Source organism: Pseudomonas sp. GM84 (assembly GCF_000282535.1).
In the GTDB taxonomy this organism is placed as follows: Bacteria; Pseudomonadota; Gammaproteobacteria; order Pseudomonadales; family Pseudomonadaceae; genus Aquipseudomonas.
Genome location: NZ_AKJC01000233.1, coordinates 1 through 20,300, shown reverse-complemented (window position 1 = coordinate 20,300; position 20,300 = coordinate 1). Strand labels below are relative to the sequence as shown.

At 62.9% G+C, this 20,300-nt stretch carries 18 protein-coding genes; 13 read left to right on the top strand and 5 right to left on the bottom strand.

Annotated features, from left to right (window positions below; translation table 11 throughout):
• Window positions 1-37: 37 nt before the first annotated feature.
• Both PMI38_RS18870 and aspA read right to left on the bottom strand, forming a co-directional pair.
• The gene (locus PMI38_RS18870) at window positions 38-1,030 is read right to left on the bottom strand and encodes an AraC family transcriptional regulator (protein WP_008097256.1); all 993 of its coding nucleotides are present in this window, start codon (window positions 1,028-1,030) and stop codon (window positions 38-40) included.
• 157 nt (window positions 1,031-1,187) lie between these two features.
• The gene (gene aspA / locus PMI38_RS18865) at window positions 1,188-2,612 is read right to left on the bottom strand and encodes an aspartate ammonia-lyase (protein WP_043273933.1); all 1,425 of its coding nucleotides are present in this window, start codon (window positions 2,610-2,612) and stop codon (window positions 1,188-1,190) included.
• 182 nt (window positions 2,613-2,794) lie between these two features.
• Here aspA and PMI38_RS18860 point away from each other — a divergent pair, with 182 nt between their 5' ends.
• The 5 genes from PMI38_RS18860 (at window position 2,795) to PMI38_RS18840 (ending at window position 6,496) form a co-directional block, all read left to right on the top strand.
• Entirely contained in the window at window positions 2,795-3,709 is a 915-nt protein-coding gene (locus PMI38_RS18860) for a LysR substrate-binding domain-containing protein (RefSeq protein WP_008097252.1), read from the top strand.
• A gap of 266 nt (window positions 3,710-3,975) precedes the next feature.
• Entirely contained in the window at window positions 3,976-4,467 is a 492-nt protein-coding gene (gene purE / locus PMI38_RS18855; protein WP_003253304.1) for a 5-(carboxyamino)imidazole ribonucleotide mutase, read from the top strand.
• 10 nt (window positions 4,468-4,477) lie between these two features.
• Window positions 4,478-5,560, top strand: a complete 1,083-nt coding sequence (locus PMI38_RS18850) for a 5-(carboxyamino)imidazole ribonucleotide synthase (RefSeq protein WP_008097247.1) — start codon at window positions 4,478-4,480, stop codon at window positions 5,558-5,560.
• Window positions 5,561-5,668: 108 nt separating this feature from the next.
• Window positions 5,669-5,914, top strand: a complete 246-nt coding sequence (locus tag PMI38_RS18845; protein WP_008097245.1) for a GlsB/YeaQ/YmgE family stress response membrane protein — start codon at window positions 5,669-5,671, stop codon at window positions 5,912-5,914.
• A 48-nt stretch (window positions 5,915-5,962) separates the two neighbouring features.
• Complete coding sequence (locus PMI38_RS18840) at window positions 5,963-6,496, top strand: DUF3299 domain-containing protein (RefSeq protein ID WP_008097242.1); 534 nt, start codon at window positions 5,963-5,965, stop codon at window positions 6,494-6,496.
• 126 nt (window positions 6,497-6,622) lie between these two features.
• Here the strand turns inward: PMI38_RS18840 and PMI38_RS18835 are convergent, their stop codons facing one another.
• Entirely contained in the window at window positions 6,623-7,519 is an 897-nt protein-coding gene (locus PMI38_RS18835; RefSeq protein ID WP_008097240.1) for a D-hexose-6-phosphate mutarotase, read from the bottom strand.
• Window positions 7,520-7,590: 71 nt separating this feature from the next.
• Window positions 7,591-7,989, bottom strand: a complete 399-nt coding sequence (locus PMI38_RS18830) for an acyl-CoA thioesterase (protein WP_003253317.1) — start codon at window positions 7,987-7,989, stop codon at window positions 7,591-7,593.
• 362 nt (window positions 7,990-8,351) lie between these two features.
• Between PMI38_RS18830 and PMI38_RS18825 the strand changes: the two genes are divergently transcribed.
• From PMI38_RS18825 to PMI38_RS18790, 8 genes are all read left to right on the top strand, one after another.
• A complete protein-coding gene (locus tag PMI38_RS18825) occupies window positions 8,352-9,641 on the top strand; it encodes an MFS transporter (protein WP_008097236.1) in 1,290 nt (429 codons plus the stop codon).
• A gap of 247 nt (window positions 9,642-9,888) precedes the next feature.
• Window positions 9,889-10,887, top strand: a complete 999-nt coding sequence (locus tag PMI38_RS18820) for a phosphate ABC transporter substrate-binding protein PstS (protein WP_008097234.1) — start codon at window positions 9,889-9,891, stop codon at window positions 10,885-10,887.
• A gap of 139 nt (window positions 10,888-11,026) precedes the next feature.
• Window positions 11,027-13,315: an ABC transporter permease subunit gene (locus PMI38_RS18815; protein WP_008097232.1), complete on the top strand. Its 2,289-nt coding sequence runs from the start codon at window positions 11,027-11,029 to the stop codon at window positions 13,313-13,315.
• A gap of 17 nt (window positions 13,316-13,332) precedes the next feature.
• Window positions 13,333-15,003 (top strand): phosphate ABC transporter permease PstA, encoded by a 1,671-nt coding sequence (pstA, locus tag PMI38_RS18810; RefSeq protein ID WP_008097230.1) that lies wholly within the window; start codon window positions 13,333-13,335, stop codon window positions 15,001-15,003.
• Window positions 15,004-15,075: 72 nt separating this feature from the next.
• Window positions 15,076-15,909: a phosphate ABC transporter ATP-binding protein PstB gene (pstB, locus tag PMI38_RS18805; protein ID WP_008097229.1), complete on the top strand. Its 834-nt coding sequence runs from the start codon at window positions 15,076-15,078 to the stop codon at window positions 15,907-15,909.
• Window positions 15,910-15,972: 63 nt separating this feature from the next.
• Window positions 15,973-16,743, top strand: coding sequence for a phosphate signaling complex protein PhoU (gene phoU / locus PMI38_RS18800; RefSeq protein ID WP_008097227.1), 771 nt, complete (start codon window positions 15,973-15,975; stop codon window positions 16,741-16,743).
• 93 nt (window positions 16,744-16,836) lie between these two features.
• Window positions 16,837-17,724, top strand: coding sequence for a response regulator (locus PMI38_RS18795; protein WP_008097224.1), 888 nt, complete (start codon window positions 16,837-16,839; stop codon window positions 17,722-17,724).
• Between the two features lie 175 nt (window positions 17,725-17,899).
• Window positions 17,900-18,802 carry a M23 family metallopeptidase gene (locus PMI38_RS18790; RefSeq protein WP_008097223.1) on the top strand — a complete coding sequence of 301 codons (903 nt, stop codon included), beginning with the start codon at window positions 17,900-17,902 and terminating at the stop codon, window positions 18,800-18,802.
• A 6-nt stretch (window positions 18,803-18,808) separates the two neighbouring features.
• On the opposite strand, the gene PMI38_RS18785 is transcribed toward PMI38_RS18790, so the two are convergent.
• The gene (locus PMI38_RS18785) at window positions 18,809-20,149 is read right to left on the bottom strand and encodes a hemolysin family protein (RefSeq protein WP_043273928.1); all 1,341 of its coding nucleotides are present in this window, start codon (window positions 20,147-20,149) and stop codon (window positions 18,809-18,811) included.
• Between the last annotated feature and the right edge of the window lie 151 nt (window positions 20,150-20,300).

Sequence of the window (20,300 nt, the reverse complement as noted above, 5' to 3'; positions counted from 1 at the left end):
TGTAGGAGCCGGCTTGCCGGCGATAAGGCCAGTACAGTCAGCCGCGAAAATGGCTCGGGGCAACCCCACTCCAACGCTGGAACGCATGCCGAAAACTGGCCGTCTCACTGAAACCCAAGGTCTCGGCAATCCGATAGATCGGCATCTGCTCATCGGCCAGCAACTGCTTGGCCCTTTCAAAGCGCAGGTCATCGAGCAGCTGTTGATAACTGCTGCCCAGTGCCTGCAGATGCCGGCGCAAGGTTCGCGACGAGCAGTTCATCTGCCGCGCCAACCCCTCCAGGCCCGGTGCGGCATCCAGTTGCTGCAGCAACAGCTGGCGAATCCGTCCTAGCCAGGCCTGGCGCCCAGTGAATTCAAGGTTCAGCCGTCGGCAACGCTCGCTCATGGCCTTGTGGGTAATCGGGTCGGCCAGCGGCAACGGGGTGTCGAGCCAGCGCCGCTCGAAGGCAAATGCATTGTCTTTGTCGGCGAAGCTCAAGGGGCATTCGAATGCACGGGTATAAAGCCCGTGATAGCCGGGTTGAGCGTGTTCGAAGCGGGCGCCGAGCAACGGCAGTGGGCGACCGAGCAGGTCGTCACAGATGACTTTCAGTGAAACCAGGCAGAACTCGGCATTGAAGGCGGCCAGTGCCGGGCTGTCACCATAGTCGCTGGCGCTGAACCAGACCCGTTGGCCATCGTCGATCAGGCGTAGCTGGAAGACTGTTCCCAGCAGTGCCGGATACTGCAGCGCGACGCGCAGGGCGTCACCCAAAGTGGCACTGGAGAGCAGCGCGTAACCGAGCATGCCGTAGCACGACACGTGCATGCGACGGCCCAGCTCCAGGCCGATGTCCTCGCGCCGCGCCACGGCATTGGCGCACACCTGCAGCTCTTGCTGGGTGGTGATGCGTGCATCGGCATGCCCAAGGTCTTGCGGGCCAATACCGCTGCCGGCCAGCAACGCCGCCGCTTCGCAACCGTCTTCCTGAAACAGGTTGAGGATCAGCGAAACCGCGTTGAGGGTGGTCAGGTGGCTATGCAGCATGCTCGGTAATCCCGTTTGCCTGGGAGGCATTATGGAGCAAGTTGTGTGCCGGGCAGCGGCGGGCATAAAAAAAGGGCCCGGAGCGTGCGCTCGGGCCCTTGAAAGGTTGAGAGGTGTCTAGTCCCTCGACCTGGTGAGACTGTTTGCAGCGGTCGGGTTACGCCTTCAGCGGAACCAGACGTGGAGCGATCATGTTTTCCGGACGCAGGATGTCGTTGAGCATCGCTTCGTCCAGCAGCTGTTCTTCGCGCACCAGTTCCAGTACGCCGCGGCCGGTTTCCAGGGCAACGCGAGCGATACGGGTGGCGTTTTCGTAGCCGATGTACGGGTTCAGGGCGGTGACCAGGCCGATCGAGTGCTCGACCAGTTCACGGCAGCGCTGTTCGTTGGCGGTGATGCCGACGATGCAGTGCTCGCGCAGCATGTCCATGGCGCGTTGCAGCAGGCGGATCGAGTCGAAGATCTTGTAGGCGATCAGCGGCTCCATCACGTTCAGCTGCAGCTGGCCACCTTCGGCGGCGACGGTCAGGGCCAGGTCGTTGCCCATGATGGCGAAGGCCACTTGGTTGACCGCTTCCGGGATAACCGGGTTGACCTTGCCTGGCATGATCGAGCTGCCTGGCTGACGCGCTGGCAGGTTGATCTCGTTGATGCCGGTGCGCGGGCCGCTGGACAGCAGGCGCAGGTCGTTGCAGATCTTCGACAGCTTGACCGCGGTACGCTTGAGCATGCCGGAGAACAGCACGAAGGCACCCATGTCGGAGGTGGCTTCGATCAGGTCGGCAGCCGGTACCAGCGGTTGGCCGCTGATGGTGGCCAGGCGCTGTACGGCCAGGGCCTGGTAGCCCGGGTCGGCGTTGATGCCGGTACCGATGGCGGTGCCGCCCAGGTTGATTTCGGTCAGCAGTTCCGGAGCCAGCGAGCGCAGGCGCTGCAGGTCTTCGGTCATGGTGGTGGCGAAGGCGCGGAATTCCTGGCCCAGGGTCATCGGCACGGCGTCCTGCAGCTGGGTGCGGCCCATCTTCAGTACGTGGTCGAACTCTTTACCCTTGGCAGCGAAGGCCTGGATCAGGCTGTCGAGGCTGGCCAGCAGGGCGTCGTGACCCAGCAGCAGACCCAGACGGATAGCGGTCGGGTAGGCGTCGTTGGTCGACTGCGCCATGTTCACATCGTTGTTCGGGTGCAGGTACTGGTACTCACCCTTCTGGTGACCCATGGCCTCCAGCGCGATGTTGGCGATGACTTCGTTGGCGTTCATGTTGGTAGAAGTACCAGCACCGCCTTGAATCATGTCCACCACGAACTGCTCGTGGTAATCGCCCTTGATCAGTCGTGCGCAGGCTGCGCTGATCGCGGCGTGCTTGGCATCGCTCAGGTGCCCCAGCTCACGGTTGGCGTCAGCAGCTGCCTGCTTGACCATCGCCAGGCCGACTACCAGTTTCGGGTAGTGCGACAGCGGAACACCGGAGAGGTGGAAGTTGTTGGCAGCGCGCAGAGTCTGGATGCCGTAGTAGGCATCGGCAGGGACTTCAAGGGTACCAAGCAGATCTTTTTCGACGCGGAACGATGCAGCGGAGGACATGATGGATATCATCTCGATTTTGACCCGGCACATGCCGGAATGGCGCCAATCCTAGGCCTGAAGGGGATTTTGCGGCCAATGCTGATGCACGCTAACCTATGCACAAACGGCATAGTGATTCGTGTGACGCTAATTGACAAACGAGCGTGTTCCAATTTGGTGCACGCCGGGAGACCTGCTTCATGAACCTCGAAAGCAAGTGGCTGGAAGACTTCAGTGCCCTGGCCGCTACCCGCAGTTTTTCCCAGGCGGCGGAGCGCCGTTTCGTGACTCAGCCGGCCTTCAGCCGACGGATTCGCAGCCTGGAGGCAGCCCTTGGGCTGACCTTGGTGAATCGTTCCCGCACCCCGATTGAATTGACCGAGGCGGGGCAGCTGTTTCTGGTAACGGCACGGACGGTCGTCGACCAGTTGGGTGAGGTTCTTCGCCACCTGCATCACCTCGAAGGCGGGCAGGGCGAGGTGATCCAGGTGGCCGCTGCGCACTCCCTCGCATCGGGCTTTTTCCCACGTTGGGTTGCTCAGTTGCGCAACGAAGGTTTGAACATCGCCACTCGCCTGGTTGCGACTAACGTCGGAGATGCCGTGCATGCTTTGCGTGAGGGCGGATGCGATTTGATGCTGGCTTTCTACGATCCCGATGCAGCGCTGCAGATGGACGCCGAAATTTTCCCGTCGCTGCACATGGGCACCACCGAAATGCTGCCGGTGTGCGCCGTGGGTGCCGACGGCAAGCCCTTGTTCGACCTCGAAGGCGATAGCAGCGTGCCGTTGCTGGCTTACAGCGCCGGTGCGTTCCTCGGCCGTTCGGTCAACCTCCTGCTGCGCCAGCGCAGCCTGCGCTATACCACGGTTTACGAAACTGCCATGGCCGACAGTCTCAAGAGCATGGCCCTGGAAGGCATGGGCATTGCCTGGGTGCCGCATCTGTCGATGCGTGGCGAGCTGGCGCGGGGTGAGCTGGCCATTTGCGGTGGCAGTCAATGGCATGTGCCACTGGAAATACGCCTGTACCGTTGCGCCCTGGTGCGCAAGGCCAACGTCCGGCTGTTGTGGCGCAAGCTGGAGTCCAGTGCTCAGGTTGAAGGGGCTGTTTGAGGCGTTGTCGAGCGCCGCGCAGGCGGCGCTCCCTGCATGGTTGAAGAGAAAGCCATGCACCCGCAAAAAACTTGTCCCGCGAGACAGCTTGCCTTTGATCTGCCAATGTGCATACAGGGCTGGGCGGTTTACTCATCGATACGCTATAATCCCGCGCCTTCGGCCAACCTGGTCGATTCAGAATCCGTATGACAAGCCACGCCGGTCCACCTGCGTGGCTTGTTGCTTTTAGCGCGCCAGAAGGCGCTTGCAGGAGAGGCTCGACGATGAGTGCACTGGTTGGCGTGATCATGGGCTCCAAGTCCGATTGGTCCACCCTTAGCCACACCGCCGATATGCTGGAAAAACTCGGCATTCCCTACGAAGTGAAGGTGGTTTCCGCCCACCGCACCCCGGACTTGCTGTTCCAGTACGCCGAAGAGGCAGAAGGGCGTGGCATCGAGGTGATCATTGCCGGCGCCGGTGGCGCTGCCCACCTGCCAGGCATGTGCGCCGCCAAGACCCACCTGCCGGTGCTGGGCGTGCCGGTGCAGTCCTCGATGCTGTCGGGTGTCGACTCGCTGCTGTCGATCGTGCAGATGCCGGCCGGTGTGCCGGTTGCCACGCTGGCCATCGGTCGTGCGGGCGCGGTCAACGCTGCGCTGCTGTCGGCGAGCATCCTCGGCGCCAAGTACCCGCAGTACCACGCCGCGCTGAAGCAGTTCCGTACGGAGCAGACCGACACCGTGCTGGACAATCCTGATCCACGCCAGGCTTGAGGCTGACTCCATGAAGATCGGTGTAATCGGTGGCGGCCAACTGGGCCGCATGCTGGCCTTGGCGGGAACTCCGCTGGGCATGAACTTCGCCTTCCTCGACCCGGCGCCAGACGCCTGTGCCGCGCCCCTGGGTGAACACCTGCGGGCCGATTACGGCGACCAGGATCACCTGCGCCAGCTGGCCGACGAAGTCGACCTGGTAACGTTCGAGTTCGAAAGCGTCCCGGCCGAGACCGTGGCTTTCCTTTCGCAGTTCGTCCCGGTCTACCCGAGTGCCGAGGCGCTGCGCATCGCACGCGACCGTCTGTTCGAAAAGAGCATGTTCCGCGACCTGGGCATTCCGACCCCGGCCTTCGCCGACATTCTTTCGCAGCAGGACCTCGATGCCGCGGTAGCCAGCATCGGCCTGCCGGCGGTGCTCAAGACCCGTACCCTGGGCTATGACGGCAAGGGCCAGAAGGTCCTGCGCAAACCTGAGGATGTGGTCGACACCTTCGCCGAGCTGGGCAGCGTGCCCTGCCTGCTGGAAGGCTTCGTGCCGTTCACCGGCGAAGTGTCGTTGGTGGCCGTACGTGCCCGTGATGGCGAAACCCGCTTCTACCCGCTGGTGCACAACACCCACGAGAGCGGCATCCTGCGCCTGTCTGTGGCCAGTGAGGCGCACCCGCTGCAGGCGCTGGCCGAAGACTACGTCGGCCGTGTGCTCAAGCAACTGGACTACGTTGGCGTGATGGCGTTCGAGTTCTTCGAAGTCGACGGTGGCCTGAAGGCCAACGAAATCGCCCCGCGTGTGCACAACTCCGGGCACTGGACCATCGAAGGGGCCGAGTGCAGCCAGTTCGAGAACCACTTGCGCGCCGTTGCCGGCCTGCCCTTGGGCTCGACTGCCAAGGTCGGCGAAAGCGCGATGCTCAACTTCATCGGTGAAGTGCCGGCAGTGGACAAGGTCGTTGCCATCGACGACTGCCACCTGCACCACTACGGCAAGGCCTTCAAGGTCGGGCGCAAGGTCGGCCACGCCACCCTGCGCTGCCAGGACATGGCTACTCTGCGCAGCAAGATCGCCGAAGTAGAGGCGCTGATCAGCAACTGATCGCGCTTTCGTTCGAACTTCTGCAAGCGGCTTGCCCTCAGAAATGGCAACAAGTCAAAGCGCTGTCTAGGCTTTGGCTTGTTCCATCTTCATAACAGAGGGGTTGCCATGGGCATCATCGGAACTATCTTCATCGGCCTCATCGTTGGCCTGCTGGCCCGCTTCATCAAGCCGGGCGACGACAGCATGGGCTGGATCATGACCATCCTGCTGGGTATCGCCGGCTCCCTGCTCGCCACCTATGGCGGCCAGGCACTGGGGATCTATCAGGCAGGTCAGGCGGCGGGCTTCGTCGGCGCGCTGATAGGCGCCGTGATCGTTCTGGTGATCTACGGATTCATCAAGAAGCGCTGATTACTGGTTAGAATGCCCGGCAATTCAACCGAGTTGCCGAGCATTTTCATGCGTGCGTTTTTCCTCATCCCCTTGCTGCTTGCCAGCACCCTGGCCCATGCCGAGCTGCCTGAAACCGACTGGTTGGAGCTGATGCCCGAGTCGGACCAGCAGGCGCTGGAGCAAATGCCCGAAATCGATCACGACTCACCCGAGGCCATGGGCACCTTCACTGACAAGGGCGGCCTGAAGCAGAGCAAAGGGCTGCCGGCGGTGATGTACTCGACCAAGACCGTGGCGGCCATGAATGGCAAGGACATCCGCCTTGGCGGTTATCCGGTGCCGCTTGAAAGCGATGCCAAGGGCAACAGCACGCTGTTCTTCCTGGTGCCGTACCCCGGCGCCTGCATTCACGTACCGCCGCCACCGCCGAACCAGTTGGTGCTGGTGCGGTATCCGAAGGGGCTGAAGATCGACGATATCTACACGCCGCTGTGGGTCAGCGGGACGTTGAAGGTGGAGAAGGTCAGCAATGACCTGGCCGATGCGGCCTATGCGCTGGAGGCGGGGAAGGTGAGGGTAGTGGAGGACGCAGACCTCTGAGGTGTCTGTAAGGGCCCTATCGCTGGCAAGCCAGCTCCTACAGGTACTCCACAGGCCTCAAGAGCGGTGGTATCCCCTGTGGGAGCCGGCTTGCCGGCGATAGGGCCGGTAAAGCCAGCGAAAGAATCAGATCGCTTCACTACCCAATCTGACCCGCAGCGCATGGCTCGCCCCAGGCCGCAACTCCACCACGTCATCCCAGACATTCGCCGTCTCGATGCACAGCATCCGCTGCCAGCCATCATCGGCCATGTCCGCCAACTCCTTGGCCCGCTCGGTCCACGGATTCCAGATCACCGCCGAACGCGAGCCGCTGCTGGTCAAGGTGATGCGTCGGCTCCAGTGTGGGTCGACGATGCTCAGCGTGGTCGGCGTGTCGAGGTAGATTCGGTCGGTCTCGCCGGCAAAGGTCAACGCACCCTGTTGCTGGCGCTGCTCCCAGTCGGCCAGGGTTTCGATGTACGCCAGCCCTTCGACGCCCTCGACCCGTGCCTGGCGTACGTCGCTGACCGCGAAGTAACTGTGCAGGGCCTGGCTGATGGTCACAGGGGTATTGCCCATGTTGCGGCTGGTCAGGCTCAGTTCGAGTTCATCGCCCAGCACCACCAGCAGCTTCAGTTCAACGTCATGCGGCCAATCCGGCAGGTCGCCCTGGGCTTCGGGCAGGCCGAATTCGATGCGCAGCTCGCTGCCCGACTCCTCGATGCCCAGCAATTGCCAGTCACGCGTGCGTGCCAGACCATGGGCAGGCGCCTGCTCACCGCGGTACAGGGATTGAACCGATTGCGGGTTGCGCTGCAGGTTGCCAAACCACGGCCAGCACACCGGCACACCGGCGCGCACCGACTTGCCCTGGCGGAAGATGGCCTGGTCGCTCAGCCACAATAGCGGTGGCTCGCCAACACGCTGGTAGCTGAGGATCTGCGCACCCTGCTGGGCGATCAGTAGTTCGGCGCGGTCGCTGCTGATGCGCCAGCAGTTGAGTTCGCCGTGTTGCTCGGTTTCGACCTTGAAGGTAGCCATTGCGCTCTTCTCATTGATTGTCCGTGGGTCTTCGACCCGATGACCTGCAATGAGTTTAACGCTCGCATGGCTCAGCGACGAGGCACCGAACGGGTACGGCCACTGCCATCGATGGCCACGAACACGAACACCGCTTCGGTGACCTTGCGCCATTCGCTGGACAACGGGTCATCGCTCCACACTTCCACCATCATCTGGATCGAGCTGCGGCCGATTTCCAGGGTCTGGGTATAGAAGGACAGTTGCGCGCCCACGGCTACAGGCACCAGGAAGGCCATGCGGTCGATGGCTACCGTGGCCACTCGGCCGCCTGCAACGCGGCTGGCCATGGCAGTGCCGGCCAGATCCATCTGGGCAACCAGCCAACCGCCGAAGATATCGCCGAAACCGTTGGTCTCGCGTGGCAATGCGGTGATCTGCAAGGCCAGGTCGCCTTGCGGGATGGGATCTTCTTGTTCGAGTTCAATCATGCGGTGGGGCCTCTGACCCGTGACGCTTTCGTTGGTGTGGCGCGAAGGCCGGGAAAACGATCCAGCTGTAAAAGATACTACGCCGATATCGCTTCGCTGGACGGCCATAGGGAAATTCTGCGAAACCGTCTGACATCAAGACCGGCGATTTCGCACAATATCCCAAGGGCGACAGCAACCTTTTCCTACGAACGGCCAGTATATATAGCCAAACGACCAGCGACGACCGCGTATTCATGAATATCTATAGGGATTTTGTGTCGCTTTCGGCGTAGCTCGGCAATTTGCTATCTTCGCCAGTTCGCCCAATCCAGAAGCCGCGTTGCAAGCGGCCTGCATGACCTACAAGAGAACAACCAGCGATGACCTCCGTGCCGAGCAGTATCGAGCAGCCCTCGCGGCCGCTGACCCGCAGTGACTACAAAACCCTCTCACTGTCCGCCCTGGGCGGAGCCCTGGAGTTCTACGACTTCATCATCTTCGTGTTCTTCGCCACCGTGGTCGGCAAGCTGTTCTTCCCGGCCGACATGCCCGAATGGCTACGCCTGATGCAGACCTTCGGCATCTTCGCCGCCGGTTACCTGGCGCGGCCGCTGGGCGGCATCGTCATGGCGCACTTCGGCGACCTGCTGGGGCGCAAGAAGATGTTCACCCTGAGCATCTTCATGATGGCCCTGCCGACCCTGATCATGGGCCTGCTGCCGACTTATGCACAGATCGGCATGTGGGCGCCGATCCTGTTGCTGCTGATGCGCGTCATCCAGGGCGCAGCGATTGGCGGGGAAGTGCCGGGGGCCTGGGTGTTCGTCTCCGAACACGTGCCTGCGCGCAATACCGGGTATGCCTGCGGCACCCTCACCGCCGGCCTGACGGCGGGCATTCTGCTGGGCTCGCTGGTGGCGACGCTGATCAACAGCGTCTACACCCCTGAAGAAGTGGCTGACTACGCCTGGCGTGTGCCGTTCCTGCTGGGCGGTGTGTTCGGGTTCTTTGCCGTGTACCTGCGCCGCTGGCTGCATGAAACCCCGGTGTTCGCCGAGATGCAGCAGCGCAAGGCACTGGCCGAGGAGTTGCCGCTGCGCGCGGTGCTGCGCGATCACCGTGGGCCGATCATCCTGTCGATGCTGCTGACCTGGATGCTGTCGGCAGGCATCGTGGTGGTCATCCTGATGACCCCGGCGCTGCTGCAGAGCATCTATCACATCAGCCCGACCGACTCGCTCAAGGCCAACAGCCTGGCCATCGTGCTGCTGAGCCTTGGCTGCGTTGCCTCGGGTAGCCTCGCCGATCGTTTCGGTGCAGGGCGCGTGTTCGTCATCGGCAGCCTGATGTTGCTGGTGAGCTCCTGGACCTTCTACCACAGCCTGCCGACCCACCCGGAGCTGCTGTTCCCGCTGTACGCCGTAACGGGTCTGTGCGTGGGCGTGATCGGTGCGGTGCCTTATGTGATGGTCAAGGCATTCCCGGCGGTGGTGCGCTTCAGTGGGCTGTCGTTCTCCTACAACGTGGCTTATGCGATCTTCGGCGGCTTGACGCCGATGGTGGTGACCGCGCTGCTCAAGGTCAGCCCGATGGCACCGGCCTACTATGTTGCCGGCTTGTGCGCCGTCGGTCTGATCGTCGGCCTCTATCTGCTCGCCAATAAACGCTAAGGCGTCGGCCTTACTGGCCTCATCGCCGGCAAGCCGGCTCCCACAGGAACGACGCCGAACCCTGTGGGAGCTAGCTTGCCAGTGATGGGGCCTGACCTGCCCTGCAACATTTTGAAAGGCCATCCTGGGCTACCAGTGATGGCCTTTCATCCAATTGTCATATTGAAGTCATATCGTGTTCATGCGGCCTGCAGATACTGGGCCCCGATCCATCCAACACCCCCAATATTCCTGCTAGGAGCAAGGCATGAAACTGAAGCGTTTGATGGCGGCCCTCACCTTTGCCGCCGCTGGCGTTGCGACCGCCAACGCGGTAGCCGCTGTCGACCCTGCGATCCCGACCTACACCAAGACCACCGGTGTTTCGGGCAACCTCTCCAGCGTCGGTTCCGACACCCTCGCGAACCTCATGACTCTGTGGGCCGAGGCCTACAAGAAGGAATACCCGAACGTAAACATCCAGATCCAGGCTGCCGGTTCCTCCACCGCGCCACCCGCGCTGACCGAAGGCACCGCCAACCTCGGCCCGATGAGCCGCAAGATGAAGGACGTCGAGCTGCAGGCCTTCGAGCAGAAGTACGGCTACAAGCCGACCGCCATCCCGGTCGCCGTTGACGCCCTGGCTGTCTTCGTCCACAAGGACAACCCGATCAAAGGCCTGACCATGGCCCAGGTCGATGCGATCTTCTCGTCCACCCGCCTGTGCGGTGGCAAAGCCGACGTCAAGACCTGGGGCGACCTGGGCGTGACGGGCGACCTGGCCAACAAGCCAGTGCAGCTGTTCGGCCGCAACTCGGTATCGGGCACCTACGGCTACTTCAAGGAAGAAGCCCTGTGCAAAGGCGACTTCAAGCCTAACGTCAACGAACAGCCTGGCTCGGCTTCGGTCGTGCAGTCGATCAGCTCCTCGCTGAACGGCATCGGCTACTCGGGCATCGGCTACAAGACCGCCAGCGTCAAGACCGTGCCTCTGGCCAAGAAAGAAGGCGGCGAGTTCATCGAAGACAACGAAGCCAACGCCCTGAACGGCTCGTACCCGCTGTCGCGCTTCCTGTACGTCTACGTCAACAAGGCACCGAACAAGCCTCTGGCGCCGCTGGAAGCCGAGTTCGTCAAGCTGGTGCTGTCGCAAGCGGGCCAGCAGGTCGTGGTGAAGGATGGCTACATCCCGCTGCCGGCCAAAGTGGTCGACAAGACCCTGGCTGACCTGGGCCTGTCCCACGCCGGTAACGTTGCAAAGAAGTAACTAACTGAGGAAGAGGCCGGTGCCAATGCCCGGCCTCTTCCAAGCATTCTTGGTCCGAAGCCAGGGCTCCTGAGCGGCGGGCTTTTTTGCGTCAACGCACTGTCATGTTTTTGTCATACGGGACCGCTAGGGTGTGCGCATGAATGATCTGGCCAACTCCACAATGACCCAAAATTCTCCTCCCGTGCGCATTGATTTCAATACGCCGGAGTTGCAACGCAAGCGCCGCATGCGCGCCCTCAAGGATCGCTTCACCCGCTGGTATGTACTGGTGGGTGGGCTTGCCGTGCTGGCAGCCATCACCCTGATCTTCTTCTACCTGGCCTATGTGGTGCTGCCGTTGTTCCAGGGCGCCGAACTGACCAGCAAGAAGGCCCTGGAGCCAACCTGGCTGCAGCAGGATGCCGGCAAGCCGCTGTTGATCGCCCTTGAAGAGCAGAACCTGGTCGGTATGCGCGTTTCGGACAAGGGTCAGGCGCTGTTCTTCGATACCAAGACCGGTAACGAACTCAAACGCGTCGACCTGCCGTTGCCGGCAGGTACGCAGGTAACCTCCATCAGCACCGACCAGCCGGGTAGCCCGATGGTGGTGCTGGGCCTGTCCAACGGCAAGGCGCTGGTGTTCCACCACACCTACAAGATCACCTACCCGGACAACAAGAAAACCATCACCCCTGGTATCGACTACCCGTATGGGCAAGAGCCGTTCGCGCTCGACGACCAGGGCCGTGCGCTGGAACATGTCAGCGTCAACGTCAATGGCGATACCCTGGTGCTGGCCGGCTCCACTGGTGCGCACCTGCAGGTGCTCGAACTGACGCGCACCGAGAACATGATGACCGACGAGGTCACCACCGAGCAGAATCGCATCGAGCTGCCACAGATGACCGAGGTGGTGAAGAACATCTTCATCGACCCGCGTCAGCAGTGGTTGTATGTGATCAACGGCCGCGCCACCGCGGATGTCTTCAGCCTGCGCGACAAGAGCCTGAATGGGCGCTACAAGCTGTCCGACAGCGCCGATACCGAAATCACTGCCACGGCCCAGCTGGTCGGCGGTATCTCGCTGATCATCGGTGACTCCAAGGGCGGCCTGGCCCAGTGGTTCATGGCCCGCGACCCGGATGGCGAGCAGCGCTTCAAGCAGATCCGTACCTTCCAGATGGGCAAGGCGCCAATCGTGCAGATCGATGCCGAGGAGCGTCGCAAGGGCTTCATCGCCCTGGACGCCGAAGGCAAGCTCGGTGTGTTCCACAGCACCGCGCACCGCACCCTGCTGGTCGAGCCCGCGGCGGAAGGCGCCGGCGTGCTGGCCCTGTCGCCACGTGCCAACCGCATCTTCATCGAAGAAGGCGGCAAGCTGCTGCCGCTGAGCCTGAAGAACCCGCACCCTGAAGTGTCCTTCAGCGCGCTGTGGGGCAAGGTCTGGTACGAAAACTACGACGAACCCAAGTACGTCTGGCAGTCGACCGCCTCGAACACCGACTTCGAACCCAAGCTGAGCTTGTCGCCACTGACCTTCGGTACCCTGAAGGCAGCGTTCTACGCAATGATCCTGGCAGCCCCGCTGGCCATTGCCGCGGCCATCTACACCGCCTACTTCATGGCCCCGGGCATGCGCCGCAAGGTCAAGCCGGTGATCGAGCTGATGGAAGCGATGCCGACGGTGATCCTCGGTTTCTTCGCCGGCCTGTTCCTGGCGCCGTACCTGGAAGGGCACCTGCCGGGCGTGTTCAGCCTGTTCGTGGTCATGCCGGTTGGCATCCTGCTGGCGGGCTTCGGCTGGAGCCGCCTGCCGGAGTCGATCCGCCTGCGCGTCCCGGATGGCTGGGAAGCGGCCATCCTGATCCCGGTGATCCTGTTCATTGGCTGGTTCGCCCTGTACATGAGCCCGTTCCTGGAGACCTGGTTCTTCGGCGGTGACATGCGCCTGTGGATCACCAACGACCTCGGCATCACCTACGACCAGCGCAACGCACTGGTGGTCGGTATCGCCATGGGCTTCGCGGTCATCCCGAACATCTACTCGATCGCCGAGGACGCCGTGTTCAGCGTGCCGCGCAGCCTGACCCTGGGCTCCCTGGCCCTGGGTGCGACGCCGTGGCAGACCCTGACCCGCGTGGTCATCCTCACTGCCAGCCCGGGTATCTTCTCGGCGCTGATGATCGGCATGGGCCGTGCGGTGGGCGAGACCATGATCGTGCTCATGGCCACCGGCAACACCCCGGTGATGGAGCTGAACCTGTTCGAAGGCATGCGCACCCTGGCGGCCAACGTGGCGGTGGAGATGCCTGAATCGGAAGTCGGCGGCAGCCACTATCGCGTGCTGTTCCTCGCCGCGCTCGTGCTGCTGATGTTCACCTTCGTCATGAACACCTTGGCCGAGCTGATTCGCCAGCGTCTGCGCAAGAAATACTCGTCGCTTTGATAGAAAGGTAGAGATCCGTGAAAAAGGATTCCCTCAAAGGCTGGTTCAAGAGCGGCGCCCCAGGCGTCTGGATCAGCGGTGGCGCGGTCGCCATGGCGGTCATCATGACCGTCGGCCTGCTGGCTGTGATCGCCGTGCGCGGCCTGGGCCACTTCTGGCCGGCCGACCTGGTCCAGGCCACCTACAAGGTGCCGGGCCAGGCAGACCACATCGTCATCGGTGAAGTGGTACAGAAGGAAGAAGTACCGCGGGCGCGCCTCAAGGGTGCCGGCCTGCCGGTGCCGGACGAAGGCCCGGAGTTCATGACCCGCGAGCTGATCAAGGTGGGTAACCGCGACCTCAACGGCAGCGACTTCACCTGGGTGGTCGGCGAGTGGCTGGTGGACCAGCAGCGTCCGGCCGACCTGATCGCCCTGGAACGCCGCGAGTGGGGCAACTTCTACGGCTATCTGGTCAGCGTCAAGGAAGAAGGCCGCGTGGTCGCCGAAGGTCCTGCCGCCTGGAACGAGCTGCAGGCGCGCCTCAAGCGTGCCAACCAGCTCAACGCCGAGCTGCAGACCCTGGAAAAGAAAGACATCGGTGCCATCAACCATGGCCTCGAACGCCTGCGCCTGCACAGCCGCAAGCTGGAGCTGGACGGCAAGCTGGACGCCGCCGCCCAGGCCGACATGGAAACCGAGCGCGCCGAGCTGAACAGCCGCTACAAGGCCATCGAAGACCGCTTGAGCGGCCTGCACCAGGCCTTTGCCCGAGACAGCCTGGTAGCGCGTGACGGCAACGGCCGCGAAGTAGAGATCAACCTGAGCAAGGTGGTGCACGCCATCCAGCCGAACGCCATGTCCGGCTTCACCAAGATGGGCAGCTACTTCGCCAAGGTATGGGAATTCCTCAGCGACGACCCGCGTGAAGCGAACACCGAAGGCGGTATCTTCCCGGCCATCTTCGGCACCGTGATGATGACCCTGATCATGGCTGTGATCGTCACCCCGTTCGGCGTGCTGGCCGCTGTCTACCTGCGCGAGTACGCCAAGCAGGGCCCGGTGACACGGCTTATCCGTATTGCCGTGAACAACCTGGCGGGCGTCCCGGCGATCGTCTATGGCGTGTTCGGCCTGGGCTTCTTCGTCTACGTGCTGGGTGGCTCGATCGACCGGCTGTTCTTCCCTGAAGCGTTGCCAGCACCGACCCTGGGTACCCCGGGCCTGCTGTGGGCGTCGCTGACCCTGGCGCTGCTGGCAGTGCCGGTGGTGATCGTCGCCACCGAGGAAGGCCTGGCGCGTATTCCGCGCACCGTGCGCGAAGGCTCGCTGGCGCTTGGCGCGACCAAGGCCGAGACCCTGTGGAAGATCGTCCTGCCGATGGCCAGCCCGGCCATGATGACCGGCATGATCCTCGCCGTGGCCCGTGCCGCCGGCGAAGTGGCACCGCTGATGCTGGTGGGTGTGGTGAAGCTGGCGCCGTCGCTGCCGGTGGACGGCAACTACCCGTACCTGCACCTGGACCAGAAGATCATGCACCTGGGCTTCCACATCTACGACGTCGGCTTCCAGAGTCCCAACGTCGAGGCCGCGCGGCCGCTGGTATACGCCACCGCGCTGTTGCTGGTGATGGTGATCGCCACCCTCAACCTCTCGGCAGTGTGGATCCGTAACCACCTGCGCGAGAAGTACAAGGCCCTCGACAGCTGAACTTGATTGCAAGCGTGCCGCCCGTGAGTCGGGCGGCCCTTTGAAACGAATTGATAGCGTATGGAGTTGACCATGCAGCAAGAATCCCACACCCACGGCATCGACATGTCTGCCCTGGGTCGCGACAAGCAGAGCCTGCGCCTGGCCGAAGAAACCGTGGCCATCGAAGTCCCCGGCCTGAGCCTGTTCTACGGCGACAAGCAGGCGTTGTTCGACGTCAGCATGAATATCCCCAAGCAGCGCGTGACCGCCTTCATCGGCCCGTCGGGCTGCGGCAAGTCGACCCTGCTGCGTACTTTCAACCGCATGAACGACCTGGTCGACGGTTGCCGCGTGGAAGGCGCCATCAACCTGTATGGCAACAACATCTACCGCAAGGGCGAAGACGTTGCCGAGCTGCGCCGCCGCGTGGGCATGGTGTTCCAGAAGCCCAACCCGTTCCCCAAGACCATCTACGAGAACGTGGTGTATGGCCTGCGCATCCAGGGCATCAACAAGAAGCGCGTGCTCGACGAAGCGGTCGAGTGGGCACTGAAGGGCGCGGCCCTGTGGGACGAGGTCAAGGACCGTCTGCACGAATCGGCGCTGGGCTTGTCCGGCGGCCAGCAGCAGCGTCTGGTGATCGCCCGCACCATCGCCGTCGAGCCTGAAGTGTTGCTGCTCGACGAACCCTGCTCGGCGCTGGACCCGATCTCGACCCTCAAGGTCGAAGAGTTGATCTACGAGTTGAAATCCAAGTACACCATCGTCATCGTCACCCACAACATGCAGCAGGCCGCGCGCGTCTCCGACTACACCGCGTTCATGTACATGGGCAAACTGGTCGAATTCGGTGATACCGACACCCTGTTCACCAACCCGGCGAAGAAGCAGACCGAAGACTACATCACCGGTCGCTACGGCTAAGCAGCCTTGCCAGGGAACGACACGAACCACTTGAAGCTTGCAGCTGCTTCGCGGAGCCAGACGATGATCAACAAAGAAAGCCTTACGCACCACATTTCCCAGCAGTTCAACGCCGAACTCGAAGAGGTGCGCAGCCACCTCCTGGCCATGGGCGGCCTGGTCGAGAAGCAGGTCAACGACGCCGTCACCGCGCTGATCGAGGCCGACTCGGGCCTGGCCCAGCAGGTGCGTGAAGTCGATGAGCAGATCAACCAGATGGAACGCAATATCGACGAGGAGTGCGTGCGCATCCTCGCTCGCCGCCAGCCGGCGGCTTCCGACCTGCGCCTGATCATCAGTATCTCCAAGTCGGTAATCGACCTCGAGCGCATCGGCGACGAATCGACCAAGATCGCCCGCCGTGCCATCCAGCTGTGCGAGGAAGGCGAGTCGCCGCGTGGTTACGTCGAGGTGCGCCACATCGGCGACCAGGTGCGCAACATGGTGCGCGATGCGCTCGACGCCTTCGCCCGCTTCGATGCTGACCTGGCGCTGTCGGTGGCCCAGTACGACAAGACCATCGACCGTGAGTACAAGACCGCTCTGCGCGAACTGGTGACCTACATGATGGAAGACCCGCGTTCGATCTCGCGGGTGCTGAGCGTGATCTGGGCCCTGCGTTCGCTGGAGCGTATCGGTGACCACGCACGCAACATCTCGGAGCTGGTGATCTACCTGGTTCGCGGCACCGACGTGCGCCACCTGGGTCTCAAGCGCATGAAGGCAGAAGTCGAAGGCACTGCGGGCGTAGAGGCCGAAATCGCTAATGTTCCGGCTGAACCGGACGATAAATAAGACTGCTCCCGAGCATCGACGCCCGGCCTTGGCCGGGCGTTTTCGTTTGTGCTTGAGCAGCAGGCAAGCACCCGCGATTCAAGAGGAGTATCGATGAGTAAAGTGAATGTGCTGGTGGTGGATGACGCCCCGTTCATCCGTGACCTGGTCAGGAAGTGCCTGCGCAATGCCTTTCCGGGCATGGTCATCGAAGATGCGGTGAACGGCCGCAAGGCCATGGCCATGCTGGCCAAGGAGCCATTCGACCTGGTCCTGTGCGACTGGGAAATGCCGGAAATGTCCGGCCTGGAACTGCTCACCTGGTGCCGTCAGCAGCCCGAGATGAAACAGCTGCAGTTCATCATGGTGACCAGCCGCGGTGACAAGGAGAACGTGATCCAGGCCATCCAGGCCGGGGTTTCCGACTTTGTCGGCAAGCCGTTCACCAATGAGCAGCTGTTGACCAAGGTGAAGAAGGCGCTGAGCAAGATCGGCAAGCTGGAGAGCGCGATGGGCGGCGCACCGGCGCGGGTGAACTCGGCGTTCGCCAATGACTCGCTCAGCGCCCTGACCGGCGGCAAGGTGGAAGCGGCCAAGGTGGCAGCCCCGGCCAAGCCGTTGCTCAATGCGCCAGTGCCGCAAACCGCTGCGACCGCCGCGCAGTCCGGGCGTGGCCAAGGCCAGTTGCGCCTGGCAAGCGGTATCCAGCCCTGCGTGATCAAGGCGCTGAGCCTCAAGGAAGCGCTGCTGGTGGTGCGCCGCAGCGCAGCATTGCCACAGGTGCTCGAAGGGGCGGTGCTGGACCTGGAGCAGGGTGAGAGCGCCGAGGTGGCTCGCTTGAACGGCTACCTGCATGCCGTCGCGGCGCTGGAGCCGAAACCGGAAAGCGACTGGCTGCAACTGACCTTCAAGTTCGTCGACCAGGACGCGCAGAAGCTCGACTACCTGTCGCGGCTGATTGCCCGCGGTACTGCCCAGAAGCATTTCACGCCCGGGGCCTGAGCGGGCCCCATCGCCGGCAAGCCGGCTCCCACAGGGACAGTGCTGATCTGCTCTGTGTGGGAGCCGGCTTGCCGGCGATGAGGCCCTTGCAGACAACCACCCGACCAACTGCCCTACCACTCCCGGATCGCGCTGCTAGGCTTCGACAGATCACAACTGTCAAAAAGCCACTATCATGCCCGCCGCCGCCCGCTTGCTGCTGTTCTGTGCGTTGCTCTCGGCCTCGGCGTCGAGCCTGGGCGTGACGCTCTACAAGACCGTCGACAACTTCGGCGTGGCCTCGTACTCCGACCGCTACAGCCCAGGGGCGAAAACCTTCGAGCTGAACGAGCCCATGCTCGAGCGCCTCGATGGCCAGGTGCGCCTGCAGGCCGAGACCTTCCCCGGCGGCGTGCGCTTTCTGGTGCGCAACGAGCTGTACGTGCCGATGCAGGTCGAGTTACGCATCGACCAGCTGGCCAATGCCTTTGGTGGCAACAAGCCGCGCAGCATTCGCGCGGTAGTGGGGCCACGCTCTACCAAGGTGCTGAGCTCGGTGCTGGCGGCTCCGGGTGGCAAGCTGCAATACGCCAGCAGCTTCCAGTACGCCATGGGTGACCCCGGCCAGCGCTCGCAGGCTTACCGCTATCCCTTCCCGTGGAAGGGCGGGCCATTTCGCCTGACCCAAGGCCCCAACGGGCGCTTCAGCCACTTCGGCCCCAAGGGCCGCTATGCCATGGACATCGCCATGCCCGAGGGCACACCGATCATCGCGGCGCGCGGCGGCAGGGTGGTGAAAGTCGAGAACGATCAGAGCGGGCGGGGGAGCAACCCGTCGGGCAACTTCGTGCGCATCCTGCACCCGGACGGCACCATGGGCGTCTACCTGCACCTCATGCGTGGTTCGGTGGTGGTGGCGGAGGGGCAGCAGGTGGCGCTGGGGCAGGCGCTGGCCAAGTCCGGCAATACCGGCAACAGCACCGGCCCGCACCTGCACTTCGTGGTGCAGCGCAACGTCGGCCTGGCGCTGGAGTCGATACCGTTTCAGTTCGACCGGCCAATCGGCGGCTTGCCGGACTTTACCGCCGGCAACCCGTGAGGCAGGTCAATCGAGCTTGAGCACCTTGGCCAGCACGATCTTCGGCCCTTTCATCTTCTTGATGATGATGCGCAGGCCTTCGACTTCCAGCACTTCCTCTTCTTCAGGCACGCGCTTGAGGGTCTCGTAGATCAAACCGGCCAGGGTTTCCGCCTCGATGTGGTCGAGGTCGATACCCAGCAGGCGCTCGACCTTGAACAGCGGCGTATCGCCGCGCACCAGCAGCTTGCCGGGCTGGTAGGCGAGGATGCCGCGCTCGGTCTTGCGGTGCTCGTCCTGGATGTCGCCAACCAGCACTTCCAGCACGTCTTCCATGGTCAGGTAACCGATCACGTTGCCGTCGGCTTCCTCTACCAGCACGAAGTGCGCGCCGCCCTTGCGGAACTGCTCCAGCAGCTGGGCCAGCGGCATGTGCCGGGTAACGCGCTCCAGCGGCCGGGCCAGGTCTTCGAGGTCGACGGTTTCGGGCAGGTGTTCGAGCTCGGCCAGCTCCAGCAGCAGGTCCTTGATGTGCAGCAGGCCGGTGTACTCCTCGCGCTCGGCGTCGTACAGCGGGTAGCGGCTGAACTTGTGACGGCGCACGAGGGCGAGGATTTCCTTCAGCGGTGCGTGGGCATCGATGCTGACCATGTCTTCCCGCGAGTTGGCCCAGTCGACCACTTCCAGCTCGCCCATTTCCACGGCCGAAGCCAGCACGCGCATGCCCTGGTCGCTTGGATCCTGACCACGGCTGGAGTGCAGGATCAGCTTGAGCTCTTCGCGGCTGTAATGGTGCTCATGGTGCGGGCCTGGCTCACCCTGGCCTGCGATGCGCAGGATGGTGTTGGCGCTAGCGTTGAGCAGGTAGATGGCCGGGTACATCGCCCAGTAGAACAGGTACAGCGGCACGGCCGTCCACAGTGACAGCAGCTCGGGCTTGCGGATGGCCCAGGACTTGGGCGCCAGTTCGCCGACCACGATGTGCAGGTACGAGATCACGAAGAAGGCGACGAAGAACGACACGGCCTTGATCAGCTCGGGGGTGTCCACGCCCAGGTAGGCCAGCAGCGGTTCGAGCAGATGGGCGAAGGCCGGCTCACCGACCCAGCCCAGGCCCAGCGAGGCGAGCGTGATGCCCAGCTGGCAGGCCGACAGGTAGGCGTCGAGCTGGTTGTGCACCTTGCGCAGGATGCTGCCGCGCCAGCCGTGCAGCTCGGCGATGGACTCGACACGCGTGGAGCGCAACTTGACCATGGCGAACTCGGCGGCAACGAAGAAGCCGTTGAGCAGCACCAGGAACAAGGCAAAGAGAATCATGCCGAAATCGGCGAAGAGCGAGGTGAGGCTGATACCAGGGGAAGGGTCCATGATGGAGTTTTTACGGGGTCCGTCTTTGAGAATGGTCGAAAAGAAAGTGCCAGCGTTTGCTGGCACAGGGGATCCAATGTAGCGGCTGGGGCGATAAAAGCAAAGGGTGGTGGTGCTATGGGGCCGCTTTGCGGCCCGATCGCCGGCAAGC